This is a genomic window from Microbacterium sp., from assembly GCF_051860965.1.
Taxonomy (GTDB): domain Bacteria; phylum Actinomycetota; class Actinomycetes; order Actinomycetales; family Microbacteriaceae; genus Microbacterium.
On record NZ_JBIMKU010000006.1, the window covers coordinates 232751 to 254971 of the forward strand.

General features: G+C 69.7%; 22 protein-coding genes. 7 read left to right on the top strand and 15 right to left on the bottom strand.

What is annotated here, in order from left to right:
- Positions 1-82 precede the first annotated feature (82 nt).
- Positions 83-1363 carry a replication-associated recombination protein A gene (locus ACTIFV_RS13520; RefSeq protein WP_439593365.1) on the bottom strand — a complete coding sequence of 427 codons (1281 nt, stop codon included), beginning with the start codon at positions 1361-1363 and terminating at the stop codon, positions 83-85.
- Between the two features lie 187 nt (positions 1364-1550).
- Between ACTIFV_RS13520 and ACTIFV_RS13525 the strand changes: the two genes are divergently transcribed.
- The 3 genes from ACTIFV_RS13525 (at position 1551) to ACTIFV_RS13535 (ending at position 4160) form a co-directional block, all read left to right on the top strand.
- Positions 1551-1859 (top strand): dioxygenase, encoded by a 309-nt coding sequence (locus tag ACTIFV_RS13525; RefSeq protein WP_439593310.1) that lies wholly within the window; start codon positions 1551-1553, stop codon positions 1857-1859.
- 463 nt (positions 1860-2322) lie between these two features.
- Entirely contained in the window at positions 2323-3510 is a 1188-nt protein-coding gene (locus ACTIFV_RS13530; protein ID WP_439593366.1) for a DUF349 domain-containing protein, read from the top strand.
- Positions 3511-3605: 95 nt separating this feature from the next.
- Positions 3606-4160: a hypothetical protein gene (locus tag ACTIFV_RS13535; protein ID WP_439593311.1), complete on the top strand. Its 555-nt coding sequence runs from the start codon at positions 3606-3608 to the stop codon at positions 4158-4160.
- Here ACTIFV_RS13535 and ACTIFV_RS13540 read toward each other — a convergent pair.
- The 8 genes from ACTIFV_RS13540 to ACTIFV_RS13575 all read right to left on the bottom strand — a co-directional run bounded on the left by ACTIFV_RS13540 (position 4147) and on the right by ACTIFV_RS13575 (position 12865).
- Positions 4147-6396: a RelA/SpoT family protein gene (locus ACTIFV_RS13540; RefSeq protein ID WP_439593312.1), complete on the bottom strand. Its 2250-nt coding sequence runs from the start codon at positions 6394-6396 to the stop codon at positions 4147-4149. The genes ACTIFV_RS13535 and ACTIFV_RS13540 overlap by 14 nt on opposite strands.
- A 46-nt stretch (positions 6397-6442) precedes the next feature.
- Positions 6443-7432 carry a protein translocase subunit SecF gene (gene secF / locus ACTIFV_RS13545; RefSeq protein ID WP_439593313.1) on the bottom strand — a complete coding sequence of 330 codons (990 nt, stop codon included), beginning with the start codon at positions 7430-7432 and terminating at the stop codon, positions 6443-6445.
- Positions 7432-9171 carry a protein translocase subunit SecD gene (gene secD, locus ACTIFV_RS13550; protein WP_439593314.1) on the bottom strand — a complete coding sequence of 580 codons (1740 nt, stop codon included), beginning with the start codon at positions 9169-9171 and terminating at the stop codon, positions 7432-7434. The genes secF and secD overlap by 1 nt, the downstream gene beginning before the upstream one ends.
- A gap of 39 nt (positions 9172-9210) precedes the next feature.
- Positions 9211-9663 carry a preprotein translocase subunit YajC gene (locus ACTIFV_RS13555; RefSeq protein WP_439593315.1) on the bottom strand — a complete coding sequence of 151 codons (453 nt, stop codon included), beginning with the start codon at positions 9661-9663 and terminating at the stop codon, positions 9211-9213.
- 81 nt (positions 9664-9744) lie between these two features.
- Complete coding sequence (gene ruvB, locus ACTIFV_RS13560; protein WP_439593316.1) at positions 9745-10773, bottom strand: Holliday junction branch migration DNA helicase RuvB; 1029 nt, start codon at positions 10771-10773, stop codon at positions 9745-9747.
- The gene (gene ruvA, locus ACTIFV_RS13565; RefSeq protein WP_439593317.1) at positions 10766-11383 is read right to left on the bottom strand and encodes a Holliday junction branch migration protein RuvA; all 618 of its coding nucleotides are present in this window, start codon (positions 11381-11383) and stop codon (positions 10766-10768) included. The genes ruvB and ruvA overlap by 8 nt, the downstream gene beginning before the upstream one ends.
- Before the next feature lie 46 nt (positions 11384-11429).
- Entirely contained in the window at positions 11430-11999 is a 570-nt protein-coding gene (ruvC, locus tag ACTIFV_RS13570; RefSeq protein WP_439593318.1) for a crossover junction endodeoxyribonuclease RuvC, read from the bottom strand.
- A 104-nt stretch (positions 12000-12103) separates the two neighbouring features.
- On the bottom strand, positions 12104-12865 hold the full coding sequence (locus tag ACTIFV_RS13575) for a YebC/PmpR family DNA-binding transcriptional regulator (RefSeq protein WP_439593319.1): 762 nt from the start codon (positions 12863-12865) through the stop codon (positions 12104-12106).
- Between the two features lie 62 nt (positions 12866-12927).
- Here ACTIFV_RS13575 and ACTIFV_RS13580 point away from each other — a divergent pair, with 62 nt between their 5' ends.
- Entirely contained in the window at positions 12928-14301 is a 1374-nt protein-coding gene (locus ACTIFV_RS13580; protein ID WP_439593320.1) for a pyridoxal phosphate-dependent decarboxylase family protein, read from the top strand.
- On the opposite strand, the gene ACTIFV_RS13585 is transcribed toward ACTIFV_RS13580, so the two are convergent.
- The 4 genes from ACTIFV_RS13585 to pdxS are packed head-to-tail and all read right to left on the bottom strand — an operon-like array spanning position 14285 to position 16880.
- Positions 14285-14815 (bottom strand): DUF1697 domain-containing protein, encoded by a 531-nt coding sequence (locus ACTIFV_RS13585; protein WP_439593321.1) that lies wholly within the window; start codon positions 14813-14815, stop codon positions 14285-14287. The two genes, ACTIFV_RS13580 and ACTIFV_RS13585, sit on opposite strands and share 17 nt — an antisense overlap.
- Entirely contained in the window at positions 14815-15336 is a 522-nt protein-coding gene (locus ACTIFV_RS13590; protein ID WP_439593322.1) for a hypothetical protein, read from the bottom strand. The genes ACTIFV_RS13585 and ACTIFV_RS13590 overlap by 1 nt, the downstream gene beginning before the upstream one ends.
- A gap of 17 nt (positions 15337-15353) precedes the next feature.
- Positions 15354-15941, bottom strand: a complete 588-nt coding sequence (pdxT, locus tag ACTIFV_RS13595; RefSeq protein ID WP_439593323.1) for a pyridoxal 5'-phosphate synthase glutaminase subunit PdxT — start codon at positions 15939-15941, stop codon at positions 15354-15356.
- 48 nt (positions 15942-15989) lie between these two features.
- A complete protein-coding gene (gene pdxS, locus ACTIFV_RS13600; protein WP_439593324.1) occupies positions 15990-16880 on the bottom strand; it encodes a pyridoxal 5'-phosphate synthase lyase subunit PdxS in 891 nt (296 codons plus the stop codon).
- Positions 16881-16989: 109 nt separating this feature from the next.
- Between pdxS and ACTIFV_RS13605 the strand changes: the two genes are divergently transcribed.
- From ACTIFV_RS13605 to ACTIFV_RS13615, 3 genes are read left to right on the top strand one after another with little or no spacing between them, the layout of a single operon-like run.
- Entirely contained in the window at positions 16990-18321 is a 1332-nt protein-coding gene (locus tag ACTIFV_RS13605) for an aminotransferase class I/II-fold pyridoxal phosphate-dependent enzyme (RefSeq protein ID WP_439593325.1), read from the top strand.
- A 7-nt stretch (positions 18322-18328) separates the two neighbouring features.
- Complete coding sequence (pdxY, locus tag ACTIFV_RS13610; protein WP_439593326.1) at positions 18329-19180, top strand: pyridoxal kinase PdxY; 852 nt, start codon at positions 18329-18331, stop codon at positions 19178-19180.
- Positions 19180-19485 (top strand): hypothetical protein, encoded by a 306-nt coding sequence (locus tag ACTIFV_RS13615; protein ID WP_439593327.1) that lies wholly within the window; start codon positions 19180-19182, stop codon positions 19483-19485. Before pdxY ends, ACTIFV_RS13615 begins: the two co-directional genes overlap by 1 nt.
- Here the strand turns inward: ACTIFV_RS13615 and ACTIFV_RS13620 are convergent.
- Entirely contained in the window at positions 19482-20033 is a 552-nt protein-coding gene (locus tag ACTIFV_RS13620; protein WP_439593328.1) for an HIT family protein, read from the bottom strand. The genes ACTIFV_RS13615 and ACTIFV_RS13620 overlap by 4 nt on opposite strands.
- The gene (gene thrS / locus ACTIFV_RS13625) at positions 20030-22018 is read right to left on the bottom strand and encodes a threonine--tRNA ligase (RefSeq protein WP_439593329.1); all 1989 of its coding nucleotides are present in this window, start codon (positions 22016-22018) and stop codon (positions 20030-20032) included. The genes ACTIFV_RS13620 and thrS overlap by 4 nt, the downstream gene beginning before the upstream one ends.
- Positions 22019-22221 lie beyond the last annotated feature (203 nt).

Consider the following 22221-nt stretch of genomic DNA (forward strand, 5'->3'; position numbering starts at 1 on the left):
GTGAAGAAGAAAGGGGATGCCCGAAAACTCTGTTTCGAGCCGGTCAAGCTTATCAGATCCGGGCTTTCCACCCGATCAGCGGCTACTCTCCGTCGAGGATGCGGCGGATCTTCTCGAGCCGCGCCTGCACGTCGCGCTCCTGGCCGTGGCTCGTCGGCTCGTAGTAGCGCCGACCGCGCAGCTCGTCGGGCAGGTGCTGCTGCTGGACGACGCCGATCTCGGTGTCGTGGGGATACCGGTAGCCCTTGCCGTGGCCGAGACGCTTCGCGCCCGGGTAGTGCGCATCGCGCAGGGGCGGCGGCACGCGACCGAACCCGCCGGCGCGGACATCGGCGATCGCCTTGTCGATCGCGAGGTACGCGGCGTTCGACTTCGCCGTCGTCGCCAGATACGCCGTCGCCTCGGCGAGCGGGATGCGGCCCTCGGGCATGCCGATGAACTGCACCGCGTCGGCGGCAGCGACCGCGAGGGGCAGGGCCTGCGGGTCGGCGAGACCGATGTCCTCTGCCGCCGAGATGATGAGGCGCCGGGCGATGAACCGCGGGTCCTCGCCCGCCTCGATCATGCGGGCCAGGTAGTGCATCGCGGCATCGACATCGGATCCTCGGATCGACTTGATGAACGCGCTGATGACGTCGTAGTGCTCGTCGCCCTGTCGGTCGTATCGCAGCAGGGCGCGGTCGACCGCCTGCGAGACGTGGTCGGGCGTGATCTGCGGCGTCTTGCCCTTCTTCGCCGTCTCGACGGCGAGGGATGCCGCGGCCTCGAGCGTCGTGAGAGCACGGCGCGCGTCTCCCGAGGCGAGCTGGACGATCGCGCCCTTGGCCTCGTCGCCGAGGACGACGTCTCCGTCGAACCCCCGTGCATCCGTGATCGCCCGGTCGAGGAGAACGCCGAGATCGTCTTCCGTGAGCGCGGTCAGGGTGAGCAGCAGCGAACGCGAGAGGAGCGGCGAGATGACCGAGAAGGACGGGTTCTCGGTCGTGGCGGCGATGAGCACGACCCAGCCGTTCTCGACGCCCGGCAGCAGGGCGTCCTGCTGGGCTTTCGTGAATCGGTGGATCTCGTCGAGGAAGAGGATCGTCGACTGCCCGTAGAGGTCGCGCTGGTTCAGCGCCTCCTGCATCACCTCGCGGACGTCCTTCACCCCCGCGGTGACCGCGGAGAGTTCGACGAAACGGCGCCCCGACGAGCGGGCGATCGCCTGTGCGAGGGTCGTCTTGCCGGTGCCGGGAGGCCCCCAGAGGATGACGGATGCCGCGGAGCGCGTGGACGCCTGCGGGTCGGCCAGCGTCACGAGCGGCGACCCCGCGCGGAGGAGATGCGCCTGCCCGGCCACCTCGTCGAGCGAGGTGGGACGCATCCGCACCGCGAGCGGCGTCTGGCCCTGGAAGAGGGCGCTCACGCGCCGACGCTCGCGGAGGATGAGAGGTTCGGCACGAGTCCAGGCTAATCGGGACGGACGACGTGCGGACGCCGGTTTGGGGTGCGGCAGGGCCCGCGCATATGATCATCCCCGTTCCGGGACGCACCCGGCCGAGGGAGGTTCCGTGTCCGGCGGAGGCAAGGATCGCACCAGCCGCGAGGCCCGCGAGCGCGCTCGTCTGTACGACGCCCGGCGGGCGCTGCACGAGGGCCAGGGACGACGTCGTTCGCGCGACAACCTCATCGCCGGCATCGCAGGCGGCGTCATCGTGATCGCCATCGCAGCCGCCCAGACTCTCTACTTCACGACCGGCCCCGGCGCTCCCGAGCCGACGCCGACGCCCACCGCCACGACGCCCGCTCCGACGCCCTCGGCGACGCCTTCCGCGGACCCGTCGGTGAGCCCGGTCCCCGAGCCCACGACCACTCCCTGAGCGGCCGGCCCCGCCGTACTAGGCTTGACGGGTCCCACTCCCCACAGGCGGCGCAGGCCGCGATGAGGTGCATCCCGTGACTGCTCACGAAGACTCCACGCCCGACTCCCCCGCTGACGACATCGCCGTCGAGGCGGCGACGAGCGAGACAGACGACCCGATCGCCGAAGAGACGGCATCCGTCTCCGCCGACGCCGACGGCGGTGCTGCCGAGTCCGTCGAGGGTGCGTCCGCCGAGGACGCCGCGCCGGAGGTCGCCGACGCCGACGCTGCGACCGTCGAAGACTCCGCGCCCGAGGACGCCGTGGCCGCGCCCGAGGCGAAGCCGACGGGCGTGCCCGGCGCGCCCACTCCCGCGCCGCGTCCCGGACCGCGTCCCTCCGCGCCCCGGGGTGCAGTTCCGGCGCGTCCGGCGACCTCCGCGCCCGCGGAGCCGTGGGGCAAGGTCGACGAGGACGGCACGGTGTCGGTGCGCGAGGCGGCCGGATGGCGCGTCGTGGGCCAGTACCCCGACGGCACCCCCGAGGAGGCGCTCGCGTACTTCGAGCGCAAGTACGCCGATCTCGCGAGCGAGGTCACGCTGCTCGAGGTGCGACACCGCCGCGGCGGGGCATCGGCGTCCGATCTCCGGGGCGCCGCGCGCCTCGTCCAGGACAAGCTGAAGGATGCTGCGGCCGTCGGCGATCTCGCGGCTCTCGACGCCCGCGTCGCGGCGCTGTCGGGCGAGCTCGTCGCATCGTCCGAGACCGAGGCCGCCGCGGCCCGTGAGGCGGTGGACGAGGCCGTCGCCCAGCGCAGGGCGCTCGTCGAGCAGGCCGAGGCCCTGGCCGCCCGCGATCCGAAGTCGGTGCAGTGGAAGCAGGCGTCCGCCGAGCTGTCGTCGCTCTTCGACCAGTGGCAGCTGCAGCAGCAGAGCGGGCCGCGCCTGCCCAAGTCGACCGCGCAGCAGCTGTGGAAGCGGTTCCGCGACGCGCGCGCGATCGTCGACAAGCACCGTCGCGAGTTCTACTCCGAGCTCGACGAAGCGCACAAGGGCGTCCGCGACCGCAAGTCAGCCCTCGTCGCGAAGGCTGAGGCGCTCGCGCCGAAGGGCGAGGACGGCATCGGCGCCTACCGCGAACTCCTCGACCAGTGGAAGACCGCGGGGCGCGCCGGCAAGAAGGCGGATGACGCGCTGTGGGCGAAGTTCAAGGCCGCAGGCGACGCGCTGTACGCGGCACGCGGAGAGCGCGAGGCGGCCGATGCCGAGGCATCCCGCGAGAAGATCGTCGAGAAGAAGGCGCTCCTCGAAGAGGCCAAGGCCGTCGCCGACGAGTCGCAGATCACGAAAGCCCGGACGCTGCTGACCGGCATCCAGCGCAAGTGGGACGAGATCGGTCGCATCTTCCCCCGTGAGGCCGAGCGCGCGCTCGACGACGAGCTGCGCAAGATCGAGCAGGCGCTCCGCTCTCGTGAAGACATCGACTGGAAGCGCAACAACCCCGAGACCAAGGCGCGCGCCAACGACATGACGCGTCAGCTCACCGAGGCGATCGAGAAGCTCGAGAGCGAACTCGCCGCGGCTGAGAAGTCGGGCGACAAGCGCGCCATCGCGCAGGCGCAGGAGGCGCTCGAGGCGCGACGGGGCTGGCTCAAGGCCCTCGGGTTCTGACCGGGGCTCCTCCTCCTCTCCTCCGATCGGCCGGGTTGTCCACAATCCGGCCGATCGGCGTCCGGCCCGACAGCGCGGGGACGCAGACTTCTCCTGTGGGTTCCCCGTTCCTGTACTTCGCCGACGATCGGCTCTCCCCCGCCGAGCTCTCCGCCGCGTGCCTCGATGGCCACCTCGTCGGCCTGGGTGACGCGTACCTCCCCGCCGACGCCGTCGAGACGGCCGCCCTCCGCGCGGGATCCCTGCGCGGCATCCTGGGCGAGACGCTCGCTGCGACGCATCTCAGCGCGGCGTGGATCCACGGGGCGCTGGCCGAGCCCCCTGCTCGGCACACCGTGCAGCGGGCCGTGACCAGGCGGGTCCATGCGCCGCTCGCCCCGCGCATCGTCTATCGGGATCCCGCCGTCGATCACGCCGATCTCGTGCGCATCGGGGGTGTGGCCGTCACGTCGGCGGTGCGCACGCTGGCAGACCTCGCGCGGGTGGCGGATGCCGCGCACGACCGCGCGGCGGCGCTCCTGGCCGCCGAGGTCGACGGTCTGGCGCTGCGCGCCGTCGCATGGCTCGATGATCGCGCGTCGCTTCCGCACAAGCGACGCGCGCGGCAGCGCCTGATCGCTCTCGCGGCGACCGCGGTCAGGATGACGTGACGCGATACACGTCGTAGACGGCGTCGATGCGCCTCACGGCATTGAGGACGCGCTCGAGGTGCACGATGTCGCCCATCTCGAACACGAAGCGACTGAGGGCGAGGCGGTCGTTCGTCGTCGACACCGTCGCCGACAGGATGTTGACGTGATGCTCGCTCAGGACGCGCGTGACATCGCTCAGCAGACCCGAGCGGTCGAGGGCTTCGATCTGGATCTGGACGAGGAAGACGCTCTTGGTCGTCGGTGCCCACTCGACCTCGATGAGGCGCTCGGCGTCGTCCATGAGGGACTTCACGTTCGTGCAGTCGGTCCGGTGGACCGAGACGCCGCTCCCCCGCGTGACGAACCCCATGATCTCGTCGCCGGGCACGGGCGTGCAGCACTTCGCGAGCTTGACCAGGATGTCGGGGGCTCCGCGCACGAGCACGCCCGAATCGCCGCCGCGTGGAGCGCGCGACCGCCCGATCTGGGGCAGATCGATCGGACCGGTCGAGGTCTCGCTCGCACTCACGAGCGCCGTGACCTTCTCGATCACCGACTGCGTGGAGACGTGACCCTCGCCGACGGCGGCGTACAGCGCCGACACGTCCTCGTACCGCAGCTGCTGAGCGACCTCGGTGAACGAGTCCTGGCTCATGAGGCGCTGCAGCGGCAGGTTCTGCCGGCGCATCGCGCGCGCGATCGCCTCCTTGCCCTGTTCGATCGCCTCTTCGCGGCGCTCCTTCGTGAACCACCCGCGGATCTTGCTGCGGGCGCGCGTGCTCTTGACGAAGGTCATCCAGTCCTGGCTAGGACCGGCATCCGGATTCTTCGACGTGAACACCTCGACGACGTCGCCGCTGTGCAACTCGGATTCGAGGGGCACCAGCCGCCCGTTGACCTTGGCGCCCATCGTGCGGTGACCGATCTCGGTGTGCACGGCATAGGCGAAGTCGACGGGGGTCGCGCCGGTCGGAAGGCCGACGACGCGCCCCTTGGGCGTGAAGACGTACACCTCCTTCGCGCCGATCTCGAAACGGAGCGAGTCGAGGAACTCGCCGGGGTCGGCGGTCTCGGCCTGCCAGTCCGAGATGTGCGCGAGCCACGCCATGTCGGTGTCGACGGATTTGGCGTCGGGCTTGGCGCCGTTCATCCGCTCCTTGTACTTCCAGTGCGCGGCGACGCCGTACTCGGCCTGCTGGTGCATCTCGTTGGTGCGGATCTGGATCTCGACGGTCCGGCCGCCAGGGCCGATGACGGTCGTGTGCAGCGACTGATACAGGTTGAACTTCGGCGTCGCGATGTAGTCCTTGAACCGACCCGGGAGCGGGGTCCACCGGGCGTGGATCGCTCCGAGCACGGCGTAGCAGTCACGCACGCTGCCGACCATGATGCGGATGCCGATCAGGTCGTAGATGTCGTCGAACTCGCGGCCGCGCACCACCATCTTCTGGTAGACCGAGTACAGCTGCTTGGGCCGGCCCATGACCTTGCCGCGGATCTTCAGATCTCGCAGGTCGCCGTCGACCGCGTCGATGACGTTCTGCACGTACTGCTCGCGCTGGGGGGTGCGCTGCTTGACGAGACTGTCGATCTCGGCGTACAGCTTGGGGTGCAGGACGGCGAACGAGAGATCCTCGAGCTCCGATTTGATGGCTTGGATGCCGAGCCGATGCGCGAGCGGCGCGTAGATCTCGAGGGTCTCGGTCGCCTTCTTCTTCGCCTTCTCGGGGGGCACGAAGCCCCACGTGCGCGCGTTGTGCAGACGGTCGGCGAGCTTGATGAGGAGGACGCGGATGTCGCGCGACATCGCGACGATCATCTTGCGCACGGTCTCTGCCTGCGCGCTCTCGCCGTACTTGACCTTGTCGAGCTTCGTCACGCCGTCCACGAGCATCGCGACTTCGTCGCCGAACTCCGCCGTCAGGGTGTCGAGGCCGTACCCCGTGTCTTCGACGGTGTCGTGGAGCAGCGCCGCCGCGATGGCCTTGGGGCCGAGGCCGAGGTCGGCCAGGATCTGAGCGACCGCGAGCGGGTGGGTGATGTACGGCTCGCCGCTCTGTCGGGTCTGGCCCGTGTGCGCCGTCTCGGCGACGCCGTACGCGCGCTCGATGATCGCCAGGTCGCCCTTGGGATGGTGCGTGCGCACCGTCCGGAGCAGCTGTTCGACGCCGTCTCGGCGCACCGAGCGCGAGAAGATCCGGGGCACGAGTCGCCGCAGCGAGGAGGACTGGGCAGGAGGGACGGTCTCCGTCATCAGATCGCCTCCCCTCCCGCTGATCCTACGCCCGCGGCGCAGCGCCTCAGGCCGGGATGCCCGCCTGTTCGCGTGCAGCGAGCACCCGTGCATCGCGGGCCTTGATACCCGGCTCGTTCTCGCGCAGGAGCGAGTACAGCGGCGATGCGACGAAGATCGTCGAGTACGCGGCGACGATCGTGCCGACGAAGATCGACAGCGAGATGTCGGTCAGCGTCTGCGCGCCGAGCCACAGGGCTCCGATGAACAGGATCGCGCCCGTGGGCAGGATCGCGACGATCGTGGTGTTGATCGAGCGGACGAGGGTCTGGTTCACGGCGAGGTTCACCGATTCGCCGAACGTCCGGCCCGACACCTCCCCGTCCTCGCTCGTGTTCTCTCGGATCTTGTCGAAGACGACGGTCGTGTCGTACAGCGCGTAGGAGAGGATCGTCAGGAATCCGATGACGGCCGCGGGTGAGATCTCGAAGCCGAAGAGCGCGTAGATGCCGATCGTCACGACGAGGACGTCGACGAGGCCGATGATGGCGGCGACCGACATCTTCCACGTGCGGAAGTACAGCGCGAGGATGATGAAGGTCAGCGCGAGGAAGATCGCAAGGCCCCACAGCGACTGACGCGTGACGTCCGCGCCCCAGCTGGGACCGATGAACGAGTAGGTGACCTCGCTCTCGGGCACGTCGAACTTCTCGGCCAGCGCCACCGTGACCGCGCGGGTCTCGGCATCCGTCATCTGGTCGGTCTGCACGCGGATCGTGTCGCTGCCGACCGTCGCGACCTTCGTCGTCGCGTCGGGCACGACGGACTGCACGGCCTCGGTCGCAGCGGCCTGATCGGGATTCGCGACACCCGATACGACGAACTGGGATCCGCCCGTGAACTCGATCGAGAACTGGATGGGCCGGAAGAGGGGCACCAGGGCGGAGCCGATCACGAGGATCGCGGCGATGAGGAACCACAGCCGACGGCGTCCGACGAAGGGGAAGGACGTCTTGCCCGTGTAGAGGTCGTTGCCCAGCTGGCTCATGGAGCGCATCAGTCGTCCGCCTTCTTGCCGTTGTCCGACGCCTTCGCGGCGTTGAGCTCCGCCTGCTTGCGTTCAGCGATCGTCTGCCGACGCTCTGCCTCGCCGCGCGACTTCGCGGCGCGGCGTCCTGCGCTGGTGGTGGCCTTGTCGGTCACGGGCGCGCGGAACTGCGCCCGGCCTCGATAGACGGCCCCGAGCGACTCGGGGTCGAGTCCGGACAGCGGATGCCCCGAACCGAAGAACTTCGTGCGCGCCAGCAGCTGCAGGACGGGGTGGGTGAAGAGGATGAAGATCAGGACGTCGATGACGGTCGTCAGACCGAGCGTGAACGCGAAGCCCTTCACCGTCGCGTCGGCCAGGATGTACAGCACCACGGCGGCGAGGATGTTGATCGACTTCGAGATGTAGATCGTGCGCTTGGCGCGGCTCCAGCCGTCCTCGACCGAGGCCGTGATCGACTTGCCGTCGCGCAGCTCGTCTCGTATTCGCTCGAAGTAGATGATGAACGAGTCGGCCGTGAAGCCGATCGACACGATCACACCCGCGACACCGGCGAGCGACAGGCGGAAGCCCATGCGCCACGCGAGGATGCAGAGCGTGATGTAGGTGAGCACACCCATCACGATGAGCGAGGCGATGATGACGAAGCCGAGCGCGCGGTAGACGATGAGCGAGTACAGCGCGACGAGCACGAGGCCGATGAGACCGGCGATGAGGCCGATCTGCAGCTGCTGGGAGCCGAGCGTCGCCGAGATCGTGTTGGAGCTCACGACTTCGAAGCTCAGCGGGAGGGCACCGTACTTGAGCTGGTCGGCGAGGGTCTTCGACGTCTCCTGCGTGAAGCTGCCCGTGATGCTGGGCTTGCCGTCGAGGATGACGCCGTTCATCGACGGCGCCGACAGCACGTAGCCGTCGAGCACGAATGCGAACTGGTTGAGCGGCGCGGTCGCGCCGTAGAGCCGCTGGCTGATCTCGCCGAAGATCTGCGTGCCCTCGCTGTCGAAGACGAGGTTGACCGCCCAGCGGTTGGTCTGCTGCTCGAGGCCGAACGTCGCGTCGGAGATCGACGAGCCGTCGAGCTCGACCGGACCGAGGATGTACTTGACCGCGCCGTCGGGGTCGCACGTGATGAGCGGTTCGTCGGCCGGGGCATTGGCCGGGTCGTTGTCGGGGTTCGCGCAGTCGTAGGCGAGGAACTCGGCCTGGAGCGCGGGAGTGATCCACGACGGGTCGCTGCCGTTCGTCGGCGCGGCGGTCGGGGTCGACGGCAGCGACGGGTCGGGCGTCGGGTACGGCGTCTCGTTGCCGTCGTCGCCGACGAACGAGGTCGCGGGCGAGCCGGTGAAGAGCACGGCGCGCAGCTGGAGCTGCGCGGCCGACTCGATGCGGTTGCGGGTGGCCTCGTCGGCTTCGCCCGGGATCTGCACGACGATGTTCGTGCCGCCCTCGGTCGTGACGTCCGCTTCACCGACACCCGAGGCATCCACTCGCTGGCGGATGATCGTGACGGCCTGGTTCATCTGCTCCTGCGTGGGCGCGACGCCGTCGGCGGTCTTTGCCTCGAGGATGATCTGCGTGCCGCCCTGGAGATCCAGCGCGAGCTCGGGAGACCACGAGCTCTGGCCGTTGCCGTTGGCGTCCTTGAAGATGTAGACGCCGAGCGCGTTGATTCCGAAGAGCACCGCAGTGATCACGAGGAGTCCGAGCAGCGCGCGCCAGGCATGCCGGACAGGGGTGGATGTCGCCACAGTGGGTCAGCTTCTCTCAGGCGGTCGTGCGGGACCGGATCAGGCTTCGGGCTTCTTGTTCTCCGGCTCGGTCGCCTCGTCGGCGGCCGCGCGGGCGTGGTCGTCGCTGATCGAGGTGATCTCGCCGTTCGCGACACCCGCGACGTACTCGTCGTGCGACTCCTCGGCCTCGATGAAGTCGTCCTCGGTCACGAAGCCCGTCGTGGGCTCGACGACGCGCAGGATCGCCTGGCTGTGCACCTTGATCTCGACACCGGGCGCGATCTCGACGACAGCCGGCTGGTCGAGGTTGTCCGCGTCGTACGTGACGACCGTCCCGTAGAGACCGCCCTGCAGCAGCACCTCGGCGCCGGGGATGGTCTGACGTGCCTTCGCCTCCTGCTCGGCCTTCTGCTTCTGCATGCGGCGACGCGAGCTCCAGAACATGAACACGAGCAGCAGCACGAGCAGGATGATGAGCCCGTAGTTGGAGAAGAAGGCTGTGAAGTCCATGGAGGTGGGATCACCTTTCGGGTGAGGCACGCGCGAAGGCGACGCTGCCTGAGAGAGGGGGTGGGCGAAAGCCTTCAGCGATTATAGGTCATCGAATCCGAGCACCGAATCGGCGTGCTGGACGCCGACGTGCGCGTACGCGGGCGGTGTCGCGATCCGCCCGCGCGGCGTGCGGCCCATGAAGCCGATGCGCACGAGATAGGGCTCGACGACGGACTCGATGGTCTCGGCCTCTTCTCCGACGGCGACGGCGAGCGTGCTGAGACCGACGGGGCCCCCGCGGAAGCGCTTGACGAGCGCGTCGAGCACGGCGCGGTCGAGCCGGTCCAGGCCGATCGCGTCGACGTCGTACAGCTCGAGGGCGGCGTGCACGTCGTCGGTCGTCGCCGTCGAGCCCGCGCCGTGCACGATCGCGTAGTCGCGCACGCGCCGCAGCAGGCGGTTCGCGATGCGCGGTGTGCCGCGCGAGCGCCGCGCGATCTCCTCGCGGGCGATGGGCGGCACGGCGACACCGAGCATCATCGACGAGCGCTCGATGACGCGTTCGAGCTCGTGCGGCTCGTAGAACTCGAGGTGGGCGGTGAAGCCGAAGCGGTCGCGGAGCGGGTTGGGCAGCAGCCCGGAGCGGGTCGTCGCGCCGACGAGCGTGAAGGGCGCGAGATCGAGCGGGATGCTGGTGGCTCCCGCTCCCTTGCCGACCATGATGTCGATGCGGAAGTCCTCCATCGCGAGATAGAGCATCTCTTCCGCCGAGCGGGCCATGCGGTGGATCTCGTCGATGAAGAGCACCTCGCCGGGCGTGAGGCTCGACAGCAGCGCCGCGAGGTCGCCCGCATGCTGGATCGCGGGACCGCTCGAGAGCCGCAGCGGCCGCCCGCTCTCGTGCGCGACGATCATCGCGAGCGTCGTCTTGCCGAGCCCCGGCGGGCCCGACAGCAGGATGTGATCTGCCGGCCGCTGCTGCATGCGCGCGGCATCCAGCAGCAGCTGCAGCTGCCCGCGCACCTTCTGCTGGCCGACGAACTCGGCGAGAGACGTGGGCCGCAGGGCGCCCTCGATCGCGAGCTCGGTCTCGTCGACGGGCTCGGCGGGGTCGCGGAAGTCATCCACCGACGGACTCCTTGCGCGCCGGCCCGAGCGTCGAGAGCGTGAGGCGCAGCAGCGCCGGCACGGAGCCGAGGTCGGCGGGGCTCGCGTCGTCGACGACGGACGCCACGGCCTCGGTCGCGGTGCGCTCCGACCACCCGAGCCCGACGAGCGCCTGGACGACCTGCGGCGTGATGCCGGCGGGGCCGCTCGGACGAGACGGACCCGCGGCGGACGCCACGATCTTGCCCGCGAGCTGCACGACGATGAGCTTCGCCGTCTTGGGGCCGATGCCCGAGACCCGGCGGAACGGCGCGTCGTCGTCGGAGGCGACGGCGTCGGCGATCTGTGGCACGGTCAGGGTCGCCAGGATGCCGAGCGCCGACTTCGGCCCGACCCCCGTGACGCCCAGAAGCAGCGTGAAGACCGCGAGCTCCTCCCGGCTGTCGAAGCCGAACAGCGAGAGTGCGTCTTCGCGAACGATGAGGGTGGTGTGCAGATGCAGGGTGTCGCCGACGTGCGCCTCGTGCGCGACCTGTGGCGTGACGGCGACCGAGAGTCCCACGCCTCCGACCTCGATGACGATCGAATCCGCATCGACATGCGCGACCGTGCCGCGGAGCGAAGAGATCATGCTCCGAGCCTACGGCGCGGTTCGGAGGTTTGTTCGACCGACACGCTCAGCGGCGGGTGAGGCGCTCGGCGTCGGCCCACGCCTTCTGCGCAGGTGTGAGGGCTCCGGATGCCGGGGCCGCCGCCGCCCCGCCGCGCCACGCATGGCAGAGCGCGATCGCGAGGGCGTCGGCCGCGTCTGCGGGTTTCGGCAGCTCGTCGAGGCGCAGGATGCGGGCCACCATCGCCTGAACCTGCCGTTTGTCGGCGGCGCCGTAGCCCGTGATGGCGGCCTTCACCTCGGACGGCGTGTGCGTCGCGGCGGGTATGCCGCGCTCTCCCGCGACGAGCAGAGCGATGCCGCTCGCCTGCGCCGTGCCCATGACGGTCTGGAGATTGTGCTGCGCGAAGACGCGCTCCACCGCCACGACGACCGGACGATGCTCGTCGATGAGGGCTCGCAGGCCCGCCGCGATCACCGCGAGGCGCTCCTCGATCCTCGCGCCGGCGTCCGACCGGACCACTCCGACGTGCACGAGCGTCGCCGAGCGGTCGGGCGCGACATCCACGATCCCGACACCGCACCGGGTGAGTCCGGGGTCGATGCCGAGCACGCGGAGGGGTGTTCGACGGGTCACTCCCCCACCGTACGTTCGACGGCGGTCCCGTCTCCGCAGGCGCGACGCGTTTCGTGTCGTCGCCGCGCTCCTCGCTCGAAGATCTGTGCCGTCGATACGGGCGATCAGTCCTCGGAGGCCTCGAGCTCGGCCTGGACCTCGGCCGTGAGATCGAAGTTGCTGTAGACGTTCTGCACGTCGTCGCTGTCCTCGAGGGCGTCGATGATGCGGAAGATCTTGCGCGCGGTCTCGGCATCCACCTCGACCTTGAGGTTCGGCACGAACTCGACGTCGGCGGACTCGTAGTCGATCCCGGCGTCCTGCAGCGCCGTGCGGACCGCCACGAGGTCGTGAGCCTCGGTGATGACCTCGAAGCCCTGCGCGTGCGGCTCGACGTCGTCGGCGCCGGCCTCGAGCACCGCCATCATGATGTCGTCCTCGGTCGTGGACTCGCCGCCCACCACGATGACGCCCTTGCGGCTGAAGTTGTACGCGACGCTCCCAGGGTCCGCGAGGGTCGCGCCGTTGCGGCTGAGCGCCGTGCGCACCTCCGCCGCCGCGCGGTTCTTGTTGTCGGTGAGGCACTCGATCATGAGCGCGACCCCGCCGGGCCCGTAGCCCTCGTACATGATGTTGAGGTATTCGATCGCCTCGCCCGAGATGCCTGCGCCGCGCTTGATCGCGCGGTCGATGTTGTCGTTCGGTACGGAGGTCTTCTTCGCCTTCTGCACGGCGTCGTACAGGGTCGGATTGCCTGCGAGGTCGGCGCCGCCGAGCTTCGCGGCGACTTCGATGTTCTTGATGAGCTTGGCGAACGACTTGGCACGGCGGCTGTCGATGACGGCCTTCTTGTGCTTCGTGGTCGCCCACTTGGAGTGGCCGGACATGCGATCCAGTCTAAACGGCCACGTCCTTGTATCACCGCGCGGGGGCGAGAACACTCCTCTACATGGACGAACGTCAGCGTGCCCTCGACGCCGCGCATCGCAGCGCGACGGCCTTCCTCGACTCACTCGACGATCGGCCGGTGTGGCCGCGCGCCGACCTCGCCGACATGCTCGAGGTGTTCGGCGGAGATCTCCCCGAAGAGGGGATGGATGCCGCGGCCGTCGTGACGCACCTCGCTGAGCGCGCGGATCCCGGGCTCGTCGCGATCCCCGGCGGACGGTTCTTCGGCTTCGTCATCGGCGGCACCCTGCCGGCCGCGCTCGCGACCGACTGGCTGGTCTCGGCGTGGGACCAGAACTCCGGATCGAGCACGCTCACCCCGACGACGGTGGCTCTGGAGCGCGTGGCCGGAGAATGGGTGTGCGAGCTCCTGGGGCTGCCCGCCGAGGCATCCGTCGGCTTCGTCACGGGCGCCCAGGTGTCGAACTTCACCTGTCTCGCCGTGGCCCAGCACGCCGTCATGCGCCGCGCCGGCTGGGATCTCACGACACAGGGGCTCCGCGGTGCGCCGCCGATCCGCATGGTCGTCGGCGAGCATCGGCACAGCTCGATCGACCGTGCCGCGCGCTTCATCGGCATCGGGGCGGACGAGCTCATCGTCGTGCCCGCCGACGCCGAGGGCCGCATGATCCCCGCGGCGCTCGCGGCCGCGCTCGAATCGACGCCGGACGGACCGGCGATCGTCTGCCTGCAGGCGGGCGAGGTGCACACGGGCGCCTTCGATCCGTTCGGCGAGCTCGCACCGATCGCGCGCGCACACGGCGCGTGGATCCACATCGACGGCGCATTCGGCCTGTGGGCCGGGGCATCCCCGCGCCTGCGGCATCTCCTCGACGGTGCCGCCGACGCCGACTCGTGGACGACCGACGCGCACAAGACGCTCAACGTGCCGTACGACTGCGGCATGGCCATCGTGCGCGATCCCGCGGACTCGATCGCGATGTTCCGCACGGGCGGCGACTACCTCATGTACACGGGGCTCGATCCGTGGGACGTGACACCCGAGCTCTCCCGCCGAGGGCGCGGCGTGCCGGCGTGGGCCGCCCTGCGCAGCCTCGGCCGCACGGGGGTCGCCGACCTCGTCGAGCGGATGCACACGAACGCCCTCCGGCTCGAAGCAGGCCTGCGCGGGATCCCCGGGGTCGAGGTGCTCAACGAGGTGCCGTACACGCAGGTGATGTTCCGCCTCGGGGACGACGACGCGACGCGCGGGCTCGGAGCATCCATCCTGCGCGAGGGCACGGCGGCGCTCACGGGCGCCGAATGGCACGGCCGGGCGGCGCTGCGATGCTCCATGTCGTCGTGGGCGACGACGGAGGACGATGTCGACGCGACCCTCGCCGCGATCGCGCGGCTCGTCAGCGCAGGATCTTGACGAGGGTCCGCAGGTTGCGATTGGTGGTGCGCGGCTTGTAGGCCGCCCTCGCGAGCACCTTGGCGAACGGCGTGTCGGTGGACGAGCCCTTCGGCGGGTTCCAGTAGACGACGCCGGGTCCGGATGCGACGGGGTCGAGTTCCTCGTCGATGGATGCCGCGACCAGCTCGTCGCGCGTCGCGGCGTCGACGCAGAAGATCACCCACGGCTGGCGCGCGGCATCCGTCGCGTCGAACGGGAACCCGTCGATCGCCGCCTTCAGCTCGTCGGCGGTCACGAGCAGGATCCACGCGTCGTAGGCGAACTCGTCGCGCAGCGCCTGCTCGATCGAGGACTTCAGCGTGCGCCGGGACCCGGATGCCTCGAACGCGACGTTGCCGCTCGCCAGCACGGTGCGCACCGCCTCGAAGCCGAGGTCGCGGAACACGCGGGCGAGGTCGGCGCTCTTGACCGTGATGCCGCCCACGTTGACGCCGCGCAGGAGCGCCACCCAGTGCTGCGCGGTGGCGCCCATCAGAGGGCGAACTCGAAGCCGAACCGCGACGCCAGGAGCGCGAAGAGGTCGCGTGGAACCTTCGCGAGGTACGCGGGTGCGGGGGCGAGCGTCTGCGCCGAGCCGATGAACGGGAAGTAGATCGGTCCGTCCGTCGAGCGCTCGAGGGCATCGCGGATCGCGACGACCTCGGCACCGATCCGTCGCAGCGTGAGGATGTCGATCGGGCGCGCGAGCGGCAGGGTGTCGCTCACGGGCATGCGCCAGTGCGGCAGGTCAGCGCCGTGACGGCTCTGCACCGTCTCGGTCAGTGGACCGAGGACCCGGCCCCACGCGCCGATGCCGGGCACCGTGAGCGAGCGGTCCCAGACGAAGAGCGTGTCGCCCGGCTGCGTCGAGGCCACGAGCTCGTGCGACCACTCGAAGCGGCTGTCACCGCGGACCATCGGAGCCGACAGCGCGTCGCCGACGATGCCGCGCGACGGCGCGATCATCCAGTAGCGCTCGTCCGGGCGCTCGCTCCACCAGTCGTTGACGGCCATGGAGGGAAATCTAGCGCTCAGCGGGCATCGTCGACGACACGCAGGAAGAGCTCGTGGAAGCGGTGCTCGCCCGTGACCTCGGGGTGGAAAGCCGTGCCCAGCAGATTCCTCTGCCGCACCGCGACGATGCGTCCGTCGTCCAGCGCTGCGAGCGTCTCGACCTCGGGTCCGGATGCCTCGACCAGAGGCGCCCGGATGAACACGGCGTGCACGGGCTCGGCGCCGAGCACGGGGACGTCGAGGTCGGTCTCGAACGAGTCGACCTGACTGCCGAAGGCGTTGCGGCGCACCGTCACGTCGAGCCCGCCGAACGTCTGCTGGCCCTCGATGCCGTCGGTGATGCGGTCCGCGAGGAGGATCAGTCCCGCGCACGTGCCGTACACCGGCAGGCCGCCGGCGATCGCTTCGCGGAGGGGATGCTGCATCCCGAACGCCCGCGACAGCTTGTCGATGACGCTGGATTCGCCCCCCGGCAGCACGAGACCGTCGACCTCGGCGAGCTCGGACGGACGCCGCACGAGCACGACGTCCGCACCGAGTCCGCTCAGCACGCGCGCGTGCTCGCGCACATCGCCCTGCAGGGCGAGGACACCGATCCGACTCATGTCACCGGGTCGCGCCGACGGCGAGATCGCGCAACGGTCTCGTCGAACTCACCAGCCACGCTCGGCGAGGCGGTGCGGAGCCGGCAGGTCGGTGACGTTGATGCCGACCATGGCCTCTCCGAGACCGCGCGAGACGTCGGCGATCACCTTGGCGTCGTCGTAGAACGTCGTCGCCTTGACGATCGCCGCGGCGCGCTCCGCCGGGTTGCCCGACTTGAAGATGCCCGACCCGACGAACACGCCGTCGGCACCCATCTGCATCATCATCGCCGCGTCGGCCGGGGTCGCGACCCCGCCGGCGACGAACAGCACGACGGGAAGGGTGCCGGTCTCGGCGACCTCGGCGACGAGGTCGTAGGGGGCCTGGAGCTCCTTCGCCGCGACGTAGAGCTCGTCCTTCGACATCGAGCGGAGCACGTTGATCTCGCTCTTGATCTTGCGGATGTGCTTCGTCGCCTCGGACACGTCTCCCGTGCCCGCCTCGCCCTTGGAGCGGATCATCGCGGCGCCCTCGTTGATGCGGCGGAGCGCCTCGCCGAGATTGGTCGCGCCGCACACGAACGGGACGGTGAAGTTCCACTTGTCGATGTGGTTGACGTAGTCGGCGGGCGAGAGCACCTCGGACTCGTCGATGTAGTCGACACCGAGCTCCTGCAGCACCTGCGCCTCGACGAAGTGGCCGATGCGGGCCTTGGCCATGACGGGGATGGACACGGCCTCGATGATGCCGTCGATCATGTCGGGGTCGCTCATGCGCGACACGCCCCCCTGCGCCCGGATGTCGGCGGGAACGCGCTCGAGCGCCATGACGGCGACGGCGCCGGCATCCTCCGCGATCTTCGCCTGCTCGACGGTGACGACGTCCATGATGACGCCGCCCTTGAGCATCTCGGCGAGCCCGCGCTTGACGCGGTTGGTTCCGGTGTCGGGAGTGGTCACGACGGTTCCTTTCGATGGATGCCTCGGGCAGCTGTTCCGTCCCGGCGTCCTGTTTGGCCTAGGCCAAAAGATAGCATGTGCTGAACCATAGGCTGGGCGAGGAGGCGACATGCACATCACCGGGACGTCGGCGTCGGACATCGCCGACAGCATCCGCGGCATCATCGAGCGCGGCGACGCCCGACCCGGCGACACACTGCCGTCCGTCCGCGCGCTCGCCGACGAACTCGGCGTCAACCGCAACACGGCCGTCGCGGCCTATCGTCAGCTCACGCAGGCCGGCATCGTCGAGACCCGCGGGCGGGGCGGCACGCGGGTCGCCGGGCGCTCCCCCGTCGCACAGGAGGGCTTCGCGCAGGGCTCGGTGCTGCGCGACGTCGGCACCGGCAACCCGGATCCCACCCGCATCCCCGATCCGTCCGCCGCGCTCGCGCGCATGGGCGGCCGGCCCGTCCTCTACGGCGAGCCGGTCATCGACCGCGGCCTCGAGGCATGGGCGCAGACCTGGATGTCGGACGTCCCCGCGGCCGAGCGTCGCATCACGATCACGAGCGGTGCGGCCGACGCTGTCGAGCGGCTCCTCGCGCAGGCGCTCACGCGCGACGACGCGGTCGCCCTCGAGGACCCGTGCTTCCTCACGAGCATCCACACCGTCCGCCTCGGGGGCTATCGGGCGGTTCCCGTTCCGGTCGACGGCGAGGGGATGACGGTCGACGGCCTGCGCGCGGCGCTCGATCAGGGCGTGCGAGCAGTGGTCTGCACCCCGCGCGCGCAGAACCCGACCGGCGCGAGCCTCAGCGACCGGCGCGCGCGCGATCTGCGCGAGGTGCTCGCCGAGCATCCGTTCGTGCTCGTGATCGAAGACGACCATTTCTCGCTGCTCTCGCAGCGCTCCTACCACTCGCTCGTCGGTCCTGCACAGCGGCGGTGGGCGGTCATCCGGTCGGTGTCGAAGTTCCTCGGTCCCGACATGGGCGTCGCGGTGACGGCATCCGATCCCGAGACGGCCGACCGCCTCGCCATGCGTCTCACACCCGGCACCACGTGGGTCAGTCATCTGCTCCAGCGGCTCGTGCACGCCCTGGTCGCCGATGCCGAGGTGATGGATGCCGTCGCCGCGGCCGGTGCGCACTACGCCGACCGCAACGCGGCCTTCGCCGCACGACTCGCGCAGCGCGGACTGGCGGTGCCGCCCGGCGACGGTCTCTCGCTGTGGGTGCCGCTTCCCGCGCCGGCACGAGCGGTGTCGGAGCAGCTCATGCGACGGGGATGGCTCGCGCGCAGCGGCGACGACTTCGTCATCGCAGATCTCGAGGCATCCCGACGCCTGCGTCTGACCGTGCACGATCTCGACGACGACGACGCCGACCAGCTCGCCGACGACCTCGTGGCCGCGGTCGCGGCGGCGCGCGGACAGGCCGTCATGCGCGAAGTGGGATGATCGAGCGGTGAAGATCCTCTCGATCCAGTCCGCCGTGGCCTACGGGCACGTCGGCAACTCCGCAGCCGTCTTCCCCCTGCAGCGCATCGGCGTCGAGGTGCTCCCGGTCTACACCGTGAACTTCTCCAACCACACCGGCTACGGCGCGTGGCGCGGTCCGCTGATCCCGCCCGCCGACGTCGCCGACGTCATCACGGGCATCGAGGAGCGCGGCGCGTTCCCGCACATCGACGCCGTTCTCTCGGGCTATCAGGGCGGCGAAGGCATCGGCGACGTCATCATCGACGCCGTCGCGCGCGTCAAGGCGGCCAACCCGAACGCCGTGTACGCGTGCGATCCGGTCATGGGCAACGCGAAATCGGGATGCTTCGTCGCCCCCGCCATCCCCGTGCTGCTGCGCGAGAGGGTCGTGCCCGTGGCCGACATCATCACGCCCAACCAGTTCGAGCTGGGGTTCTTGACGGGCACCGAGCCCGACACGATCGAGTCCACGCTCGAAGCGGTCGATCTGGCGCGCGCGATGGGTCCCTCGACGGTGCTCGTCACGAGCGTCGAGCGGCCCGATCGCGAGGAGGGGACGATCGAGATGCTCGTCGCCGACGACTCCGGCGCCTGGATCGTGCAGACGCCGCTGCTGCCGATGAAGGCCAACGGCTCGGGCGACGTGACGGCCGCGCTCTTCACGGCGCACTACGTCGAATCGAAGGACGCCGCGCTCGCGCTCGAGCGCACGGCCTCCAGCGTCTTCGATCTGCTCGAGAACACGCACCGCTCCGGCGAACGCGAACTGCAGCTGGTCGAGTCGCAGGAGGCCTACGCCCACCCGCGCATGCAGTTCACCGCCCGTCAGGTGCGGTGATGGAGGAGCCCTGGGTCCAAGAGGCGGCGGACGCGCTCGAGAAGATCACGCGCGACCCCATGGCGGATGCCGTCGCCGGGACGGCGCGCGTGCTGTCGGTGTCGGCGCCCCGTCGCCGTGGACGCTACCAGGAGTGCGATCTCGAGCTGCTAATCGAGGTTCCCGGTCGCGAACCGCGCACTGCGCGCGCCGCCGTCGTCTTCAGCACGCGCACCTGGCCCACGGTGGGCGCCGTGCTGCCCGCGCGAGTCTCCACGACCGACGAGGCCGCCTTCGCCGTCAAGTGGGACGCCCTTCGGCGCTAGTCGTTCCAGGCGTCGGCGACGGCCTGACGCACGTCGCCCAGCAGCTGCGGCAGCGCCTTCGTCCGAGCGATGATCGGGAAGAAGTTCGCATCGGCGCTCCACCGCGGCACGACATGCTGGTGCAGGTGCTCGTCGACACCGGCGCCCGCGACGGCGCCCTGGTTCATGCCGATGTTGAATCCGTCGCACCGCGAGACCCGGCGCAGCACCCGCATCCCCTGCTGGGTCAGCGCACCGATCTCGGCGACCTCTTCGGGCGTCGCCTGGTCGTAGGTGGCGACGTGGCGGTACGGGCACACCAGCAGGTGTCCGGAGTTGTACGGGAAGAGGTTGAGCAGCACGTACGCCGTCTCGCCGCGGGCGACGATGAGACCGTCCTCGTCGGACTTGTCGGGCGCTGCGCAGAACGGGCAGTCGTCGCGCAGCACCTGCGGTCCCGCCGCGATGTAGGCCATGCGGTGCGGCGTCCACAGCCGCTGGAAGCCGTCGGGGACGCCGGCGAACCCGCTCGCGGCGATCAGTTCGGCGTCCCCTCCGGCATCCGTCACGCGAGGTCCTCCGCCGTGTTGACGAGGGCGTGCGAGGCGATGGCCTGCTGGATGCGGCGCACCGCGTCCGCGATGGGCACGCCGTTCTGCTGTGAGCCGTCACGGAAGCGGAACGACACGGTCCCGGCATCCCGATCCTGGGCGCCCGCGATCAGCTGGATCGGCACCTTGAGGGTCGTGTGGTTGCGGATCTTCTTCTGCATGCGGTCGTCGCTGCGGTCGATCTCGGCGCGCACGCCCTCGGACGCGAGCTGCGCGACGACCTCTTCGAGGTAGTCGGCGAAGTCTTCGGCGACGGGGATGCCCACGACCTGCACGGGCGCGAGCCACACGGGGAAGGCGCCCGCGTAGTGCTCGAGCAGGATGGCGAAGAACCGCTCGATCGAGCCGAACAGGGCGCGGTGGATCATGATCGGACGCTTCTTCTGTCCGTCGCGATCGGTGAATTCGAGCTCGAACCGCTCGGGCAGGTTGACGTCGATCTGCACCGTCGACAGCTGCCAGGTGCGGCCGATGGCGTCCTTGGTCTTGAGGTCGATCTTCGGGCCGTAGAACGCCGCCTCGCCGGGCACCTCGGTGACCTTGAGTCCCGAGGCGTGTGCGACGTTGCGGAGGGCGTCGGTGGAGTAGTCCCAGAACTCGTCCGATCCGATCCACTTCTCCTTCTCGTCGTCGCGCATGGACAGCTCCAGCTCGAACTCCGTCAGACCGAAGTCGCGCAGCATCGAGATCACGAACTCGAGCACGCGGGTGGTCTCGGACTCGAGCTGCTCGGGGGTGACGAACAGGTGCGAGTCGTCCTGGGTGAATCCGCGCACGCGGGTGAGGCCGTGCAGGGCTCCCGAGAGCTCGTTGCGGTACACCGTGCCGTTCTCGGCGAGGCGCATCGGCAGGTCGCGGTAGCTGCGGGCGCGCTCCTTGTAGATCAGGATGTGCATCGGGCAGTTCATGGGCTTCAGGTAGTAGTCCTGGCCCTGCTTGGTGACGTGGCCCTCCTCGTCGCGCTCCTCGTCCATGACGATGGGCGGGAACATCCCCTCCTTGTAGGTCACGAGGTGGTTGGACTGGATGAAGAGATCGGCCTTGGTGATGTGCGGGGTGTAGACGTAGGTGTAGCCGCCGCCGATGTGGCGCTTGCGCGCGTGCTGCTCCATCTCTCCGCGGACGATTCCGCCCTTGGGGTGCCACACCGACAGACCGGAGCCGATCTCGTCGGGGAACGAGAACAGGTCGAGCTCCTTGCCGAGCTTGCGGTGATCGCGCTTGGCAGCCTCGGCGAGGCGCTCCTGGTAGGCACGCAGCTCGTCTTTGGTGGGCCATGCGGTGCCGTAGATGCGCTGCAGCTGGGGGTTCTTCTCGCTCCCCCGCCAGTACGCGCCGGCGATGCGGGTGAGGTCCCAGCCGTTGCCGACGTAACGGGTGCCGGGCACGTGCGGGCCGCGGCAGAGGTCCTTCCACACGGTCTCGCCGTCGCGGCTGACGTTGTCGTAGATCGTGAGCTCGCCGGCGCCGACCTCGACGGAGGCGCCCTCGGTCTTGTCGGCGCCGCCCTTGAGGCCGATGAGCTCGAGCTTGAAGGGCTCGTCGGCGAGCTCGGCGCGGGCCTCGTCGTCGGTCACGACGCGACGGACGAACCGCTGATTCTCGCGGACGATCCGCTCCATCTCCTTCTTGATCGCCTTGAGATCCTCGGGGGTGAAGGGCTCGCCGATGCCGAAATCGTAGTAGAAGCCGTTCTCGATGGGCGGGCCGATGCCGAGGTTCGCCTGCGGCTTGATGCGCTGCACGGCCTGCGCGAGCACGTGGGCGGTCGAATGGCGGAGGATGCTGAGCCCCTCGGGGCTCTCGACGAGCACGGGCTCGACGGCATCCGTCTCGTTCACGACGGTGGCGAGGTCTTTCAGCTCGCCGTTGACGCGGAGGGCGACGACGGAGCGATCCGGGAAGAGGGCGAATCCGTCGGCGGGATAGGTCTGGTCAGACAAGGGAACTCCAGTGGATGGCTTGGATCAAGGCTACCCGGCGGCGGACGGCCGTCTCGTGCAGCGTGGACGCTCAGCTTCGGGCGCTCTCCGCGCCCTGCCCGCTCAGGCGCGGCGCGTTCGCGTGCCGGCCGGCGCGACGAAGACGGTCGCGAGAATCCGGCGAAGTTCCATGACGTCAGTGTACGCCGCGGGGTCGCATGGGG

Coding starts and splice junctions, on each gene's coding strand:
- ACTIFV_RS13520 (WP_439593365.1), bottom strand. CDS start 1,363: ATGCGTCCCACCTCGCTCGACGAGGTGGCCGGGCAGGCGCATCTCCTC.
- ACTIFV_RS13540 (WP_439593312.1), bottom strand. CDS start 6,396: ATGACGGAGACCGTCCCTCCTGCCCAGTCCTCCTCGCTGCGGCGACTC.
- secF (WP_439593313.1), bottom strand. CDS start 7,432: ATGCGCTCCATGAGCCAGCTGGGCAACGACCTCTACACGGGCAAGACG.
- ACTIFV_RS13555 (WP_439593315.1), bottom strand. CDS start 9,663: ATGGACTTCACAGCCTTCTTCTCCAACTACGGGCTCATCATCCTGCTC.
- ruvA (WP_439593317.1), bottom strand. CDS start 11,383: ATGATCTCTTCGCTCCGCGGCACGGTCGCGCATGTCGATGCGGATTCG.
- ACTIFV_RS13575 (WP_439593319.1), bottom strand. CDS start 12,865: ATGTCCGGCCACTCCAAGTGGGCGACCACGAAGCACAAGAAGGCCGTC.
- ACTIFV_RS13580 (WP_439593320.1), top strand. CDS start 12,928: ATGGACGAACGTCAGCGTGCCCTCGACGCCGCGCATCGCAGCGCGACG.
- ACTIFV_RS13585 (WP_439593321.1), bottom strand. CDS start 14,815: ATGGGCGCCACCGCGCAGCACTGGGTGGCGCTCCTGCGCGGCGTCAAC.
- ACTIFV_RS13590 (WP_439593322.1), bottom strand. CDS start 15,336: ATGGCCGTCAACGACTGGTGGAGCGAGCGCCCGGACGAGCGCTACTGG.
- pdxT (WP_439593323.1), bottom strand. CDS start 15,941: ATGAGTCGGATCGGTGTCCTCGCCCTGCAGGGCGATGTGCGCGAGCAC.
- ACTIFV_RS13605 (WP_439593325.1), top strand. CDS start 16,990: ATGCACATCACCGGGACGTCGGCGTCGGACATCGCCGACAGCATCCGC.
- ACTIFV_RS13615 (WP_439593327.1), top strand. CDS start 19,180: ATGGAGGAGCCCTGGGTCCAAGAGGCGGCGGACGCGCTCGAGAAGATC.